This window comes from Shigella sp. FC1544 (assembly GCF_001722145.1).
Classification (GTDB): Bacteria; Pseudomonadota; Gammaproteobacteria; order Enterobacterales; family Enterobacteriaceae; genus Escherichia; species Escherichia coli.
In genome coordinates, this window is sequence record NZ_MECT01000577.1 from 1 (window position 1) to 16,032 (window position 16,032).

15 protein-coding genes and 4 pseudogenes are annotated in these 16,032 nt (G+C 52.9%); 11 read left to right on the plus strand and 8 right to left on the minus strand.

Translation table 11 applies throughout. The features are described from left to right. Both BGK49_RS23010 and BGK49_RS23015 read left to right on the plus strand, forming a co-directional pair. Positions 1–130 (plus strand): annotated as a pseudogene (locus BGK49_RS23010) (IS6 family transposase); the annotation flags it as partial. 39 nt (positions 131–169) lie between these two features. Further along, complete coding sequence (locus BGK49_RS23015; RefSeq protein ID WP_277914767.1) at positions 170–325, plus strand: phospholipase D-like domain-containing protein; 156 nt, start codon at positions 170–172, stop codon at positions 323–325. A gap of 31 nt (positions 326–356) precedes the next feature. Here BGK49_RS23015 and BGK49_RS23020 read toward each other — a convergent pair whose 3' ends face one another. From BGK49_RS23020 to BGK49_RS23030, 4 genes and pseudogenes are all read right to left on the minus strand, one after another. Continuing rightward, positions 357–788 carry a hypothetical protein gene (locus tag BGK49_RS23020; protein ID WP_001531161.1) on the minus strand — a complete coding sequence of 144 codons (432 nt, stop codon included), beginning with the start codon at positions 786–788 and terminating at the stop codon, positions 357–359. 131 nt (positions 789–919) lie between these two features. Beyond that, a complete protein-coding gene (locus tag BGK49_RS30260; protein WP_013438824.1) occupies positions 920–1,096 on the minus strand; it encodes a hypothetical protein in 177 nt (58 codons plus the stop codon). Between the two features lie 169 nt (positions 1,097–1,265). Beyond that, the gene (locus tag BGK49_RS23025) at positions 1,266–2,231 is read right to left on the minus strand and encodes an ArdC family protein (protein ID WP_001743098.1); all 966 of its coding nucleotides are present in this window, start codon (positions 2,229–2,231) and stop codon (positions 1,266–1,268) included. Positions 2,232–2,685: 454 nt separating this feature from the next. Next, positions 2,686–3,906 (minus strand): annotated as a pseudogene (locus BGK49_RS23030) (ISL3-like element ISKox3 family transposase). Between the two features lie 100 nt (positions 3,907–4,006). Here BGK49_RS23030 and umuD point away from each other — a divergent pair. The 4 genes from umuD (at position 4,007) to BGK49_RS23050 (ending at position 6,392) form a co-directional block, all read left to right on the plus strand. Next, positions 4,007–4,432: a translesion error-prone DNA polymerase V autoproteolytic subunit gene (gene umuD, locus BGK49_RS23035; RefSeq protein ID WP_000668788.1), complete on the plus strand. Its 426-nt coding sequence runs from the start codon at positions 4,007–4,009 to the stop codon at positions 4,430–4,432. Next, a complete protein-coding gene (locus tag BGK49_RS23040; protein ID WP_000457544.1) occupies positions 4,432–5,703 on the plus strand; it encodes a Y-family DNA polymerase in 1,272 nt (423 codons plus the stop codon). Before umuD ends, BGK49_RS23040 begins: the two co-directional genes overlap by 1 nt. Before the next feature lie 78 nt (positions 5,704–5,781). Then, positions 5,782–6,033: a type II toxin-antitoxin system Phd/YefM family antitoxin gene (locus BGK49_RS23045; protein ID WP_000181753.1), complete on the plus strand. Its 252-nt coding sequence runs from the start codon at positions 5,782–5,784 to the stop codon at positions 6,031–6,033. Positions 6,034–6,086: 53 nt separating this feature from the next. Next, positions 6,087–6,392: a hypothetical protein gene (locus tag BGK49_RS23050; RefSeq protein ID WP_000534920.1), complete on the plus strand. Its 306-nt coding sequence runs from the start codon at positions 6,087–6,089 to the stop codon at positions 6,390–6,392. Positions 6,393–7,167: 775 nt separating this feature from the next. Here the strand turns inward: BGK49_RS23050 and BGK49_RS23055 are convergent. Both BGK49_RS23055 and sopA read right to left on the minus strand, forming a co-directional pair. Beyond that, on the minus strand, positions 7,168–8,139 hold the full coding sequence (locus tag BGK49_RS23055; RefSeq protein ID WP_069375835.1) for a ParB/RepB/Spo0J family plasmid partition protein: 972 nt from the start codon (positions 8,137–8,139) through the stop codon (positions 7,168–7,170). Continuing rightward, positions 8,139–9,305 (minus strand): plasmid-partitioning protein SopA, encoded by a 1,167-nt coding sequence (gene sopA / locus BGK49_RS23060; protein ID WP_000523812.1) that lies wholly within the window; start codon positions 9,303–9,305, stop codon positions 8,139–8,141. The genes BGK49_RS23055 and sopA overlap by 1 nt, the downstream gene beginning before the upstream one ends. Before the next feature lie 740 nt (positions 9,306–10,045). On the opposite strand from sopA, the gene BGK49_RS23065 reads away from it, so the two are divergent. Further along, positions 10,046–11,056, plus strand: coding sequence for a RepB family plasmid replication initiator protein (locus BGK49_RS23065; protein WP_000200069.1), 1,011 nt, complete (start codon positions 10,046–10,048; stop codon positions 11,054–11,056). A gap of 805 nt (positions 11,057–11,861) precedes the next feature. On the opposite strand, the pseudogene BGK49_RS23075 reads toward BGK49_RS23065, so the two are convergent. Further along, positions 11,862–12,191, minus strand: a pseudogene (locus BGK49_RS23075) (lipocalin family protein); the annotation flags it as partial. 117 nt (positions 12,192–12,308) lie between these two features. Between BGK49_RS23075 and BGK49_RS23080 the strand changes: the two are divergent. From BGK49_RS23080 to BGK49_RS23095, 4 genes are all read left to right on the plus strand, one after another. Further along, entirely contained in the window at positions 12,309–13,034 is a 726-nt protein-coding gene (locus tag BGK49_RS23080; protein WP_000331736.1) for a MerR family transcriptional regulator, read from the plus strand. Between the two features lie 99 nt (positions 13,035–13,133). Next, positions 13,134–13,544, plus strand: a complete 411-nt coding sequence (gene uraH / locus BGK49_RS23085) for a hydroxyisourate hydrolase (RefSeq protein WP_000750473.1) — start codon at positions 13,134–13,136, stop codon at positions 13,542–13,544. 102 nt (positions 13,545–13,646) lie between these two features. Beyond that, positions 13,647–14,606, plus strand: a complete 960-nt coding sequence (locus tag BGK49_RS23090) for a YbgA family protein (protein WP_000208728.1) — start codon at positions 13,647–13,649, stop codon at positions 14,604–14,606. A gap of 145 nt (positions 14,607–14,751) precedes the next feature. Next, positions 14,752–15,840: an AAA family ATPase gene (locus BGK49_RS23095; protein WP_000633445.1), complete on the plus strand. Its 1,089-nt coding sequence runs from the start codon at positions 14,752–14,754 to the stop codon at positions 15,838–15,840. 62 nt (positions 15,841–15,902) lie between these two features. Here BGK49_RS23095 and BGK49_RS23100 read toward each other — a convergent pair. Then, positions 15,903–16,032 (minus strand): annotated as a pseudogene (locus BGK49_RS23100) (IS6 family transposase); the annotation flags it as partial.

The following is a 16,032-nucleotide window of genomic DNA, read 5'->3' on the forward strand; positions in this document are numbered from 1 at the left end:
GAAGACGGCTTACGCCACCATCAAAGGTATTGAGGTGATGCGTGCACTACGCAAAGGCCAGGCCTCAGCATTTTATTATGGTGATCCCCTGGGCGAAATACGCCTGGTAAGCAGAGTTTTTGAAATGTAAGGCCTTTGAATAAGACAAAAGGCTGCCTCATCGCTAACTTTGCAACAGTGCCCGTTTAACTACACGGCAAGCGCCGTTTCGCGCAACGCGGAAAACGTGCTGCTGATCGAGGATGCGCCGCAGCTGGCGGAGGCGTACCAGCGAGAATTTAACCGCCTGTGGGATGAGGGCATCCCGCTGAATGCCCTGTACTGAATCAGCCCCGTCTGCGGACGGGGCTTTTTTTTTACTCCACTTCCAGCCAGGCTTTGCGTCCTTCAAGATGCAGCGCTTTCAGCATGGCGATCACGTCTTCTGCTGAACGTCCGCCATAGTTGAGACGGGTCTGCTCCCCTTCAAACTCCACCACGATAATGGTGTCCAGCGTCACCGACAGCAGCTCGCGGAGATCACGTAGCGTCTGCCCTGTACTGCGTGAATGCATGCACTGGGTTATCCGGTTGGCCGCCTCCTGGCACAATCCCTCTACGGCCTCGCGATATACCAGACGCTGATCGAGGTTGCCCTCGATGTCGCTGATCAGTTTAACCACCGCCGTTTTGACGGTTTTGATTTCAGGAAATTTCGTTTTTGGGGAGCCTGACTGCTCCAGCGGGGATACGCTGGTCGCCGGTGCAGCTTTAGGGGCGGTTGTCGGGGTGTGCAGGTTCATCGTCATGGTCGTTTCTCCGTCAGTGTGAATTTCGTCTTCGTATCGCCTGACGGTTCGGCCTGCCCGGAGTCGTTCTGGTCAGCAAGGGCGCGCAGCGTGCCATTTACCCTTGCTGTCCAGGTTGTGACGGGGGACGATTACCGGAAGCTGATACGCAGGAGAAAGGCATCACAGGAGAAAATGACGATGTGCACACCCGGACTTACCGCCCCTTTAGCTGCGGCGGCGAAAGCCGTTACGTCATTTTTTACGTAAGACATCGCGCCGTTACGTATCCCGGATACGTAACGGCTACCGCCTGAAAAAGGGTTCATTTTTTTTGAATCTGTCCGGTTTATTTTTCCGTGCCGCTCAGCTGCAGGACGTCCTGCAGCTGAGGCCGGCCGCGTTACAGAATTCTAAAAAACAGTGACTTATATAATTCCCTCCCTGATTCTCTCTCTTTCAAAAATTCTGAAGCCCTGCACCGCAGGGCTCCAGCTGTCAGCAGTCCATCAGCCAGCGGTGCGCTTTTGAGGCCGCTGCCGCCGCTTTAAAGATGTAGCGCTTGTCTCCCTTCAGCGCTTTCAGCCAGGACGCGATATAGCTTTCATGCTGCACCTCTCCCGTAATCCCCAAATCCGCCAACAGAAACGCGCTGCCCAGCTCGGCGATCAGTTCCTCAAACGCATACGCCTCAGAGCCAAACTTATTGCCTTTTTCACGATTGAGGCGGGACGCTGCACCCGTCCAGTGAACCAGCTCATGCAGGCCGGTGGCGTAGAAGTTCGCCGCGTCCGCGAAGCGGAACCGCTCCGGCAGGACGATTTCATCGGTGGCCGGACGATAGAACGCCTTTACGCCCTGCTCGGTGATTTTTGCCCCGCTCCGGATCATGAGTGCTTCCGCCTGCGGCAGCGGATCGAAACCGGCAACCGGCTGCGGCACGCTCTCGATGCTCAGGCCGTCGATTTGCTCCACGTTAAACACGGTAAAGGCTTTCAGCATCGGGATTTTTTCGATTTCCCCGTCCTCGTCCTCTTTCTCCAGCGTCTTGTAAAAGATGGCCGTCGTGCCGTGTTCACCTTTACGAACCTGGCCGCCCAGCTCCTGCGCCTGTTTGTAGGTCAGCCAGCGCTCGTCCTGAAAACCCTGTTTTGCCGCACTACACCACAGCAGCATGATATTAATTCCGCTGTATGCCGTGCCGGTGCTGAAGTTGGCCGGTAATCCCACCGCTGCGCCGTTGCGAACCCACGGACACACCCACGGCTTAACGCCGCTTTCCAGGGCTGCAATGATGCTGTCCGTTACTGTCTGGTAAAGGTCTGTTTTGACTGCGCCAGCACGGGCTTTGCTTTTGCCCCTGGAAAATTTCGTTTTTGAGGAGCCTGACTGCTCCAGCGGGGATACGCTGGTCGCCTGTGAAGCTTTAGGGGCGGTTGTCTGAGTGTGCAGGTTCATCGTCATGGCTGTTTCTCCGTCAGTGTGAATTTCGTCTTCGTATCGCCTGACGGTTCGGCCTGCCCGGAGTCGTTCTGGTCAGCAAGGGCGCGCAGCGTGCCATTTACCCTTGCTGTCCAGGTTGTGACGGGGGACGATTACCGGAAGCTGATACGCAGGAGAAAGGCATCACAGGAGAAAATGACGATGTGCACACCCGGACTTACCGCCCCTTTAGCTGCACGGGTGAAACTGCCCTTCAGCGTCCGGGAGGACGGGTAAAAAAAGCACTGACGACGTCAGTGCTGCCTTTGTGACATGCGGTGTTACACTGCCTCTGCCGGTCAGTTCGCCCTTCCTGAAACCGGGGGCGGTTTGTTTTCGGGGACGTTCTGACCGGCTATCCCCCCATCACTTGCAGAAATTTCACCGCCCCTTATACTGTATGCATATGGGTCTTCCCCGATCATGGTGGGAAGGCTCAGAACGCCATATTCAGCTTTTCGTAGTGGAACATCACCCCCAGTTTAAAGCGCTCCCGGTTTCGGTATCCCCTGGCTTTTATCCTCAGCAGCCTGATCTTGCTGTTAAGTGCCTCCGCATTTCCGTTTGAGACACTGTGTCGCATCGCATTCAGGATCCCCTACAGCCTTTTTCCTATCGTTTTCGCGGCATTTTTCATCATGGGAACGTCACTGTTAGCCGCCAGCGCCAACCATCTCTGCCAGTCACTCCGTCTTTCCTCGCTCCATGGCCTGTTCCAGATATCCTTTGCCAGCTCTTTCAGCGCCCAGCACTGGCTCGTCAGCTTCATCTGTGCACGCAGCCACATCAGCTTTTCCTGCCGGGATTCGGTCATCCACTTATCGCTGTACTGCCACAGGAAGCGGGTTCCTTTTGCCTGGTGTCGGCTTTCAACAGGGAGGTGCGGATGTTCATTCTGACGGGTTTTATCAACTACCTCGCCCAGTTGCTTCGCCACATGGAAGCGGTCAAAGGCGATTTTCTCAACCGCACTGGGTAAGTGGATACGCGCTGCTCTTATATAGCCCGCGTTCATGTCCATTGAGAGCGTTTTGATAGCCAGCAACTGCCCATCAGTGAGCGTGCGAAGATAGCCGGCAAGACTCTCTGTGCCGCGATCATCCGTTAAGGCCAGCGCCCGACCATCGCGATCGGAGATCACCGTTATGTAACGATGTCCTTTTTTAAAGGCGACCTCATCCACATTCATATGACGGGCGGATAATGGCTTTTTTATCCGGGCAAGACCTCGCTTAACTGCCCGGGTCATAATGCCGTCAACCGCATTCCAACTGAGCTTAAGTTGCTTCCTGACAGCATCAACGGTGCTGATTTTCAGCCATGAGAGAACGAACGATTCGAATAGCAACGTATACCGGCTTCCGGGGCCAGCCCACGGAACAGGCAACGTCAGGCAGCCATGCTCCGGACACATAATTCGTGGAACATCGGCTTCAACAATAGTGGTGAACTGGCAGGTATCAAGATGGCGCCATTTACGATGACGGTGATCGTGAACAGAACAGGATTTACCGCAGGTCGGACAGGCTAGCCGGGTGTTTTCAGCGATCTCAATAGTGACAGTAACAGAACCGGCATTTTCATCGAGAGAAAGGGACTTTACCTGCCACGGATCGGACAGGTTGAGAATATGAGCGTAGAGGGACTTTTCGTCCATGGCGGTGACCTCTGGCGATTAAATACACCATTATCATGCCTTCAGCCACCACAACAAGGGAAGACCCATGCATATACAGTTTTAAGCGAGGGAAAAAACGATGAAGTTCATTCCTGCAGTATCAGAAGCCAGCATAGTAAAAATTCCTTTGTTCACAGAGCGATGCCCTGCGGGTTTTCCGTCACCGGCAGCAAACTATACTGAGTCTGAACTGGATCTGAATGAGTACTGCATTCACCGGCGCCACTCCACCTATTTTGTCAGAGCGATTGGCAACTCAATGACTGATATTGGCCTCTATTCCGGCGATCTGATGGTCGTGGATAAAGCAGAACAGCCGCGGCACGGGGATATTGTTATCGCGGAAATTGAGGGTGAATTTACGGTAAAACGCCTGCTTCTGACGCCGCGGCCAGCCCTGCAGGCGATGAACCCGGACTTCCCTTCCCTGTACCCGGATCCGGAAACTCTGCAAATTTTCGGCGTGGTGACGGCCTTCATTCATAAAACCCGGAGGGCAGACTGATGTTCGCCCTGGCAGACGTCAACTCCTTCTACGCCAGTTGCGAGAAGGTTTTCAGGCCGGATTTGCGCGGCAAACCTGTCGTCGTTCTCAGTAACAACGATGGCTGCGTTATTGCCCGGAGTGCTGAAGCCAAACGGCTGGGTATAAAGATGGGAACCCCCTGGTTCCAGCTCAAAGAGGCGCAGTTTCCTGAAAAACTGTACGTTTTTTCCAGCAACTACGAGCTCTACGCGAGCCTGAGTAACCGTGTGGTCGCCCTGCTGGAAGAGCTGTCGCCCCGCGTCGAACAATACTCAATTGACGAATGTTTCCTGGATGCCCGGGGAATTAGCCACTGTATGGATCTGGAGGATTTTGGCAGGCAGCTGCGTGGGCATGTTCTCAGTGGAACCGGACTGACGATCGGTGTCGGCTTCGGCGCCACAAAAACACTGGCCAAATCGGCGCAGTGGGCGTCAAAGGAATGGCCACAATTCAGTGGGGTGCTGGCGCTGTCGCCCGAAAATCCACGCAGAACGGCAAAATTACTCAGCCTGCAGCCGGTGGAAGAAATCTGGGGCGTGGGGAACCGGATAGCGAAAAAGCTGCACGTTATGGGGATCACCACCGCCCTGCAGCTGTCGCTGACGAACCCTACATTTATCCGGAAAAACTTCAACGTAGTGCTGGAGCGCACGGTACGTGAGCTGAACGGCGAGAGTTGCATTTCGCTGGAGGAAGCGCCGCCGCCGAAACAGCAGATTGTCTGCAGTCGCAGCTTCGGGCAGCGGATCACCACCTACGGAGAAATGCGCCAGGCCGTCTGCCAGTATGCCGAGCGCGCGGCGGAAAAGTTGCGCGGTGAGCGACAGTACTGCCGGCATATCAGCACCTTCATCAAGACATCCCCTTTTGCGGTTAATGAGCCGTATTACGGTAACGTGGCCACGGAAAAACTGAACACCCCTACCCGTGACACCCGGGACATTATCGCGGCAGCGGTCAGGTCTCTGGACAGGATATGGCTCGATGGCCACCGCTACGCAAAAGCGGGGATAATGCTCAATGATTTCAGTCCGAACGGCGTCGCGCAGCTGAATCTGTTCGATGACGTGCAGCCACGGCCGCACAGCGATGCGCTGATGAAGGTACTCGACGGCATTAATCATTCCGGACTCGGGAAAGTCTGGTTTGCCGGACGGGGTATTGCGCCGGACTGGCAGATGAAACGGGAGATGCTGTCACCGGCATATACCACACGCTGGAAGGAGCTGCCGGTTGCCCGTTTCTGACCGTTGAAATGACAGAAGGGACTTGCCGCCAGAGCTTACTTTACCGATCATACAGGTGACTTGTCTCAGGGGGGAACCATGACAAATATCATTCTGTGTGATGTGACTGCCAGCGTCAGCGAACTTAAAAACGATCCGGTGGCCACCGCCAGTGCCCGCGGCGGCTACCCGGTCGAGATAATTGACCGTAACCGCCCTGTTTTTTATTGTGTGCCCGCGGCTTTGTATGAACAAATGCTCGATGAGCTGGACGAAAAAGACCTGGTGCAAACGATAACAGAACGTCAAAACCAGCCGCTGCGTGAAGTGGATCTCAATCAGTATCTGTGATGTGCTCCGGTGCGAGGAGCAAGGAATGTATTAAGCCAATGTTAAGGAACAATATGGGTAGCAAAATCGCAGGTGTGGTTTTCTTATACTTCGCTGTCTGGGGAATGGCTTCAGTGATTGAATTGCAGTACTGGCGTAACGCTGATACCTATCCTGTCTGGCTGACAAAACATCTCCGGATCTCTCCTGAAAATAACGACAAGAGCCTGATAAGGATAGAAATGGAAACCTTTGACAAGGTATGTGGTGATAAAAGGGGCCTCCTTGCCGTCACCCAAAAACAAAACGGTATGTTTATGCGCTGTGATGATTCCCCCGGTTTTTTTTCATGGTTCAGCGGCGTTTACAAAGTCAATTAATCAGATAACGTGTTGCACTTTCAATATGTTACCCACATGGTTATCCCCCGTTACTGTGGGTAATCAATATATTGTGTCTCTGGCAGCTGCTTTTCCTACCATATGTTGTCCCTGCCCGTTCTATTTTGTGATCGGACAGTGTGAAAAACGACATCACAGTGGAGACGCTGCTGACGGGATGATGTTCATCCAGGGTCGTAAGATCGGCCGGTACTGGTTACCCGCCGGACGAAGGGCCGGCCAACGCGCAGCGTCGGTAGCTGGCTTTAAAAATGCTGGCGGAAATTTAAAGATGAAGCCGCATACTCTGCGAAATTTTGCAAATTTCACTCAACATGCTTCGTTCAGATCCCAACAGAGCTTTCACCATCGCCTGTAACAGCCGTCCTGCTGCGTGATTACTCCGCTCAACGGGTTGCTGGCGACAAGCCAATACCTGTTCGTGACAGGCATTGATTGAACCGTTGTCCCTAACTAATAATGTGCCGACGATGCAGGTGGGACCGTGGTCCCAGGCAGATAACCTGACCGGCGATACAGGTGGCACCGTGGTCCCAGACAGATAACCTGACCGGCGATACAGGTGGGACCGTGGTCCCAGGCAGATAAGCTGACCGACGACGCAGGTGGGACCGTGGTCCCAGGGAGATAACCTGAGCGGCGATACAGGTGGGACCGTGGTCCCAGAGAGAATATTCAGGCCAGTTATGTTTTCTGGCCTGTGAGAAAGGAAATGAAGTAAAGGGAGATCACCGTAGACTAAAGCGTGTCCGCATCAGACTCCTGGTTTCTCAAGCTCCTTAAGAATGGCTTCTATTTTCTCTATACACTCCGCAGGAATGCGGGACCTATCCAGGTTAAGCACCATTTTATCGCCCTTATACAATGCTGTTGCCCCTGGAGCAAACTGATGACGTGAGCTCAGATTAACTCCTGATGCGGGAGATTGTTTCAGTACGGATGTTAAAAGACTAATGACCTCTTCAGCTTCAAAGATTAGTCCCGCTTTCTTCTGATCGTGGAGAGTCTCAGCCTGCTGCTTCAGTAATTCTTCTTTATCTGCAAAAGCCTTCTGAAGGGCTTCACCTGACCGGGCAGACAGTTCTCCAGGATGTGCAAACAGGGCAACAACGGATTTAGGCAATTTGGCCGTATTGATACAGCGGGTAATGATCTTACGAGAGATGTTTTCCGCATCGGCAAGCGCAGAAATATTTCCTGCAAACTCATTCTGCAGCCGGCTTGTATAACGCAGGCCACGTTCATAAGCACTCGTCGGCCGATAATCGTTACCCAGTCGGGACAATGCAGCCATCTGCTCATCGTCCAGTTCACCAACCAGAACGCGATAATCACTTTCCGTCAGGATTGCGGCTTTACGGCGACGGCTGCCGTCGGCAATTTCTATGACATCAGAAACCCGGCGGCCGAAAGCTGGAGTCTGCTGACCGGTCAGTAAAAATGAAGGAATGAGATCATCCAGAGCATCTTCGGTAAGTAGTTCCTGATCGCGCTCATTGCCTGACCATACGCGTGAAGCGCTCTCAACAGAGTCTCCCCGGAGCACCTCAAGGGTAAATTTCACTTCCCGTCCACATACCGGAAGAGAGATTGCATTACCGCGGGCCATAGCACCCACGCGCGCAATTAATGAATCCACCATCGGCGCGGCCGGCGCCGGTGATGAAGTATCTTCAGTCGATTGACTATGTGTGGTATGTCTTGGAATGACAGGAGCACGCTTCATTATCTAATCTCCCAGCGTGGTTTAATCAGACGATCAAAAATCTCATTGCAAACAGGCTCCCAGATAGAGAGGGCATTACGCCAGGCACCGGTTGAAGAACGTTGATCAATAGCCTGTTCAAAAACGGTTCTCATACGGATCTGACCTTTACCGACTTCATCCGTTTCGCGCACAACATTTTTAAGGACCATGCTTCCCCAGGCATCCCGAATTTGTTCTTCCATCCACGGGGACTGTGAGCCATTATTATTACTGTATTTGGTAAGCAGAATACGGACATCTGGCTCGAAGCCTTTAAGATCCACGTTCTTAAGCAGGTCACGAAGCATATCGAAAAACTGCAGTGCGGAGGTGTAGTCGAACAGCTCTGCCGGAGTAGGGACAATCAGAACATCAGCAGCGCATACAACATTTATCGTACCGATACCAAGGTTGGGTGCACTGTCGATAACTATCACGTCATAATCATGAGCGACAGTTTCAATGGCCAGACGGAGCATCAGGTGCGGGTCAGCAGGTAATTTGCCTTCGTCAAATTTCCCCATCAGCTCGGTTTCAATGCGGTGCAGTGCCAGACAGGACGGGATGATATCAAGGCCAGGCCAGCAGGTGGGCTTTATAGCGTAGCTGGCGTCATCCTTTTCCCCAAGATAAAAGGGCAGGAGAGTGTCCTCAGCATGAATATGAAGATCGGGCACCCATCCGTGATACATAGAAGCAGTTCCCTGTGGGTCATTGCCTTCAACAAGCAGAACACGGAGTCCTTTCAGAGCAAGATCCTGAGCCAGGTGAACGGATACTGAGGTTTTGTAAACACCACCTTTGTGAGCTGCAACGCCAATCACCGGCGGAAACGCATCTTCAGCACGGCGCAGTCGTGTACCAAATACATCCCGCATGTGATTGATTTGTTCGATGGTATAACCAACGCGTTGCTCAACTCTCCCACGGGTTTCCATATCAGGGTGCGGCAGCCGGCCAGCTTTCTCGGCATCCCTGATAGCCTGAGATGACACGCCAACTAAATCTGCCGCTTCACCAATCCTCCAGCGCCGGGTTATTTTCCGGGCTTCCGGACTGTCATCATTAAACTGTGCAATGGCGATTGCTTTCGTCATTTCATGACCAGCACTTATGCACTGGTTGAGTGTATCCATGAGTCCCATACTGAACATCCTTTAATCATCACTTTGCATTATTTTATTAAATCTTGGAATTTATTGCAAAGCAACAATAAAATCGCAAAGCACACGAAAAAGTGCAAAGTGAACCACATTGGGTAATGAAAGAACGCAGGGGATTACAAAAGAGTACATACCGCAGTCAATATTAATCACTGCCGCTCGCCGCAGTAAGCGATCTCACACAGTGAGAAAGCGGCGAGGAAGCGGAAAATCACAGAACTCACAGATTGCACGTACGTCGGGTTGCTAAAGATGACTCGGGATCAGCCAGTTATAATGAAATTGACTGCGGTATGTAATATATTGACTATGGTATGATGCTTACCGCATCTGTAGGAAAGACGACTCAGCATACCGCAGTCAATGTTTCATTGTTGTACCTGTAGATCTCAATCTTCCAGAGCGTATTCAGGAAAATCAGGCCAGGGGTCTGGATATCTGGTGTGGCGCTTCCGGCCTTGTATCTGGGTTATTCATGGTCTCGATCCAATAATTGATCCCAAGGAGATCATAGTGAGATCCAAAAGAGATCCCCGGATCGCTCCAGCATGCGCTGTAACTGGCTTTAACGTCTGTCTGGATCGACTGCGGAATGTAAAATGTTGACTGTTATATGCATAATCTAATACTGTGATATGCAACGGTATTTACTGAGGTATGTATATCCGTTGACTGCGATACGTATTACTACATCCTTTTGTGGATAACCGTTGAGGATCAAGATGACGAGCGAAAATAATAGCTTACTTCTGAACCTTCAGGAAGTTGATAAGACAACCGGTGAAGTTGTTAAGCTGGATGTCAACAGCACCAGTACCGTGCAGCCAGTAGCGCTCATGAGACTCGGTCTCTTCGTCCCAACTCTGAAATCAACAGGGAAGAGCAAGGCGAACCGGAAAAACGTTACAGACGCGACTGAGGAGCTTGTACAGCTGGCCATTGCCAAAAGCGAAGGATACACTGACGTTAAGATCACCGGTTCGCGTCTTGATATGGACACGGATTTTAAAGTCTGGCTGGGGATAATTCGCTCCATGTCGGAGTATGGGGTAAAAAGTGACACCCTGGAACTGTCGTTCGTCGAATTCGTTAAGATGTGCGGATTTGACTCCCGTCGTTCAAACAAAAAAATGCGCGATCGCATCAGTAATTCCCTGTTTAAACTCGCCTCGGTTACGCTGAAGTTCCAGAGCGAGACCAAAGGATGGACCACCCATCTGGTGCAGTCAGCCTATTATGACATCAACGAGGATATCGTTGAGATCAAGGCTGAACCTAAGCTGTTTGAGCTTTACCACATGGACAGAAGGGTACTGCTGCGGCTGAAAGCCATTGACGCCCTGCAGCGCAAGGAATCAGCCCAGGCGCTTTATACCTACATCGAAAGTCTTCCCCAGAATCCTGCACCTATTTCCATGAAACGGATGCGTGACCGGCTGAATCTCACCTCAAATGTCTATACACAGAACCACACGGTGCGTAAGGCGATGGAGCAGCTGCGTGATATTGGTTATCTGGATTACACCGAGTTTAAACGTGGCCGAGCCACCTATTTCAGCGTGCATTATCGCAACCCCAAACTCATCAGTAGTCCTGTGAAGGTTCCGCGCAAAGAGGAAGAAGAGAAGGCGCCAGAGCAAAATTATGACGAAGTCATTAAGGCGCTGAAGGCTGCTGGCATCGATCCTCTTAAACTGGCTGAAGCCCTCTCAGCGATGAAGCCAGAAAATTGACTGCGATATGCATATCATGACTGCCGTATGCCGCTAAGGACATTCCATTGACTGTGATATGCATCACGCATACCGCAGTCAATATTTATTCTCTATCATGTCTGCCCGGATCGAACAATATTGACTGTCATATGTGATTTCGGGTCATGATACGCAGATATTGACTACGGAATGCGGGTTTAATGGGGGTAATCCCTGGTCTGTTCACCATTCCATGGGGGATAACATGCCACAGTCAATTTTTCAGTAACGCTCTATATCCCTTACGAAAATCTCAATCGGGTGCTGAGACGGTCATGTTACCTGACGGTATCCGTTCCCCTGTGTACTGCAGGTTTAGCCCGGCAGGATGAGACTGCAGCTGTCTGTATAACCCGGCGCCAGCTTCACACTGTTAAATGCGATCAGGAAACGGGAGCCGAATGGCAGAAAGGTGTTGGCTAGGGAAGGTGCGAATAAGCAGGTTATTTCTTCCCAAGCTGACTCGCTGATTAAAATTTCGCGGATCTGGGCCGATTTTTTTCCCGCAAACACATCGAATCAGCCTATTTAGGGGTCAGTTTGGAGATCGGAAATTTTTGTACGTTAAGCACATTATTTAACCAATTCGGATACGTAAGTGATTGATTTATCGTCATTGGCTATCGCTTTTAGGTTGTCGCTCTTGCTGTATCGCATTTAGGTTATCCGATTAAGACAAAATCCCCTGAAAACGCTGTATAGCGCGGGAGTACACCCTATTGCTACAGGTAAGCCTGTTCAAAAAACAGGCTTACCGTACAATAATTCTCTATATCCAAACTGACCCCAAGAAGGACACCTTCAGCGCGGCCGTGGTCGGTTCGCCGGTAAAGTAGGCTTTACCCTCGCTCTCATTCCACTTGTTCTTCACAGGGTCGTAGCCGCGGTTAAGCACGCTGATGCCGCCGTCGCTGCGCTTGCCGTAGGTGGCGGTAACCTGCTCTAGGCCGCGTTCAAAGCGGTTTTCCAGGCGAGCGACTTCGTACCATTTGCCAAGATAGCGGCTGGCGTCAAAACCGGAAATGGGCTGCACGCCCTTCGGTGGGGTAGGGGATTTACAGGCTACCAGCGTCAGGGCAATGGCAACACCGGTCACAACAGGCCATAGCTTCATGAGAATTCCTTTCATTTGCACGGTTGGAAATTAAGTGTAGTGCACCGCGGCGGCGCTTCATCCCATCCGCGAAAATTCGTAGTATATTGAGAGTATTCCTCAACTCTGGACACGGACATGGCTTACTCCATCGGCGAATTCGCCAGACTCAGCGGGATCACCGCCACCACGCTGCGGGCCTGGCAGCGGCGCTACGGCTTACTCAAGCCTCAGCGCACGGAGGGCGGCCACCGCCAGTACAGCGATGAGGACGTCCAGCAGGCGCTAAAAATCCTCGACTGGGTAAAAAAAGGCGTCCCGATTGGCCAGGTCAAACCGCTGCTGGAGCGCCCTACGTCGCGCCTGACCAACAACTGGCTCACGCTGCAGCAGAGCATGTTACAGCGCCTGCAGGACGGCAAAATCGAGTCCCTGCGTCAGATGATTTACGACGCAGGACGCGAGTACCCAAGACCAGAACTGGTCGCGAACGTGCTGCGTCCGCTGCGCAGTCAGGTGTCGGCAAACGTCGCCGCCGCCATGACCCTGCGGGAGATCCTCGACGGCATCATCATCGCCTACACCTCGTTTTGCTTGGAAGGCGATAAAAAAGCGCCGGGCGACAACATCCTGCTCAGCGGCTGGAACCTGAATGACCCGTGCGAAGTCTGGCTCGAAGCCTTAACCCGCACCGGGCAAGGCCACCGTATCGATATTTTACCCACGCCGCCCGCCACGCTGGCCCCGGAGATTTTCCCGGACCGCCACTGGCTTCTGGTCACGCGCGGTAAACTCACCGCCGCGCGCAAAAAGCAGATCGAGCAGTGGCAGCAGCAGGTATCGCTTGAAGTGATTATCCTCTAATCATTTTCTCCTGCGGGAATCTTCACGAAAAGTTGAATATTTTCCCGCGCCACAAATGCTAACGTTTTCCTGTGACCGACAACCCCACAGGAAAACACAATGAAAAAAACTGCCTCTCTGCTGATGCTGACCACCCTGGCCTTTGCCCCTGCCGCCTTTAGCGCCCCTGCCGGCACGCTGAGCGTACACATTCTTGACCAGCAAACCGGGATGCCGCCATCGGACGTTACCGTCACGCTGGAAAAACAGCAGCAGGACAAATGGACCCCAATTGCCAGCGGCAAAACTGACCATGACGGCCGCATCAAATCGCTTTATCCGGAGGATCAGGATATGCAGCCCGGCGTCTATAAAGTGGCCTTTAAAACCGCAGATTACTTCCACGGGAAGAAGCTGGACTCCTTCTTCCCGGAGATCCCGGTGCTGTTCACCGTAACCCGGACCAACGAAAAGCTGCACATCCCTCTCCTGCTGAGCCAATACGGTTATTCAACTTACAAGGGCAGTTAAGAAACGTTGATTTTAAAGGCAAATAAAAAATAATTCCGCTAATACTTGGACAAATTAGTTATGTTGTGTAAGTTTTAAAGAGAAGAACGGGAGGACCACACCATGACAACAAAACCTGTGCTCGGTATTAGCGGATGTTTGACCGGGTCTGCCGTTCGCTTCGACGGCGGACACAAGCGTATGGGCTTTGTCATGGATGAACTGGCCCAGTGGGTGAGTTTCAGGCCCGTCTGCCCGGAAATGGCGATTGGCCTGCCGACGCCACGCCCGGCCATACGCCTGACGCTGACGGACAGCGGCGAAACGCAGCTCCGCTTCAGCAAGCCGCCCCATGATGATATAACGCAGAAAATGGCCGACTTTACGGCGGACTATCTGCCAAAAATCGGCGATCTGTCGGGATTTATCGTCTGCGCGAAATCGCCAAGCTGCGGCATGGAACGCGTGCGGCTATATGATGAAAACGGCAACCGGGGCCGCAAGGAGGGTGTCGGGCTGTTCACCGCCGCCCTGCTTGAAACCTACCCGTGGCTGCCCGTGGAGGAAGACGGTCGGCTGCACGACCCGGTGCTGCGGGAAAACTTTATCGAGCGGGTATTTGCCCTGCACGAGCTGAACACGCTGCGCGCTAAAGGCCTGACGCGCCGCGCGCTGCTGGATTTCCACAGCCGCTATAAATTGCAGCTTCTGGCGCACCATCAGGCGGGCTACCGCGAGATTGGCCCGTTCGTTGCGTCGCTGCATGAATGGGAAGATCTGGACGCGTTCTTCGTGGCGTACCGCGAAAAGCTGATGACCATCCTGAAAAAGCCCGCCTCGCGGAAAAACCATACCAACGTGCTAATGCATATCCAGGGCTATTTCCGTAACCAGCTGAACAGCCGCCAGCGCGTCGAGCTGCGCGATGTGATCCTGCACTATCGCGACGGGCTGCTACCCATCCTCGCGCCGTTGACGCTACTGAAACACTACATGGCCGAATACCCTGACCGGTATCTGATGACGCAAAACTACTTTGATCCCTATCCTGATGATTTGGGTCTGCGTCTGGCAGTAACCTGACGATAAAAATGCGAAGGCCCGTTTGACCCACAGAGGCCCAAAGCAGTACCCCGTTTAGACGACACCCTCACTGTCGTCTCTTTTTTGCATTCCACACAAAAGACTGTAATTATGTACAGGATTGTAACGCAAAAAGGGACTGCCTGTGATCACCACCCTGCACATTCAAAACTACCGCTCGATTCGCGAAATGTCGCTGGAGCTGGAACAGCTCAACATCGTCTTTGGCCCAAACGGCACCGGAAAATCCAATATCTACAAGGCGATCCACCTGATGCACAGCGCCGCACAGGGGCAGTTTTCGCAGGCACTGGCGAACGAGGGTGGGATTTTAAAAGTGTTCTGGGCAGGCAAAACCCGCAGCGACCAGCTGCGGCGGATGAATTTGGCCGTTGAAACCGAAACCTACGAATACGAGCTGCAGGTAGGCTTTGTCGAAAAACTGCCTTACCCCTCACAGTTTCAACTCGATCCGGTGATCAAAGAAGAGTCCATCTGGCTGAGTGGTCAATACCGCCGCCCGTCGTCACAGCTGATGAAGCGTAAAAATCAGGCCGTATTTCTGAACAACGTGCATCACGAGAAAGTCACCCACAGCGGCACGCTGTATGAGAACGAATCGGTGTTCGGCCAGCTTGGCGAGCCGCATCTTTACCCGGAAGTGTCGCAGATGCGCGAGTCGCTGCGTAACTGGCGCTTTTATCAGGAGTTTTCTGTATCAATCGGCTCGGCCATGCGCGCGCCTCAGGTCGGTTTCCGCTCCCCAGTGCTGGCCAGCGACGGCGCAAACCTGGCGGCGGCGTTTCAGACCATCGTGGAAATTGGCGACGAGCTGCTGCTGATGCGCATCCTCGACCAGGCCTTCCCCGGCTGCGTGTTTTACAGCGACAACACCGGCGGACGCTTCCGGATGATGATGCAGCGTGAAGGGCTAAGCAGACCGCTGGAGCCGGCGGAATTCTCCGACGGCACTCTGCGTTTTCTGTGCCTGGCGGTGGCGCTATTAAGCCCGCGTCCACCGGCCTTTATCGCCCTCAACGAACCGGAAAACAGCCTGCATCCGCAGATGCTGCCCGCGCTGGCGAGCTTAATCGCCGAGGCCAGCCGCTACTCGCAAATTTGGCTGACCAGCCACTCGCCGGAACTGGCGAATTTAATTGAGAAACAGAGATCGTTTTCGCTGTATCAGCTGTCGATGGTGGAAGGAGAAACGAAGGTGGAGAGGCTGGGGTAGTCTCCCAGAGGGCACTGTTGCAAAGTTAGCGATGAGGCAGCCTTTTGTCTTATTCAAAGGCCTTACATTTCAAAAACTCTGCTTACCAGGCGTATTTCGCCCAGGGGATCACCATAATAAAATGCTGAGGCCTGGCCTTTGCGTAGTGCACGCATCACCTCAATACCTTTGATGGTGGCGTAAGCCGTCTTC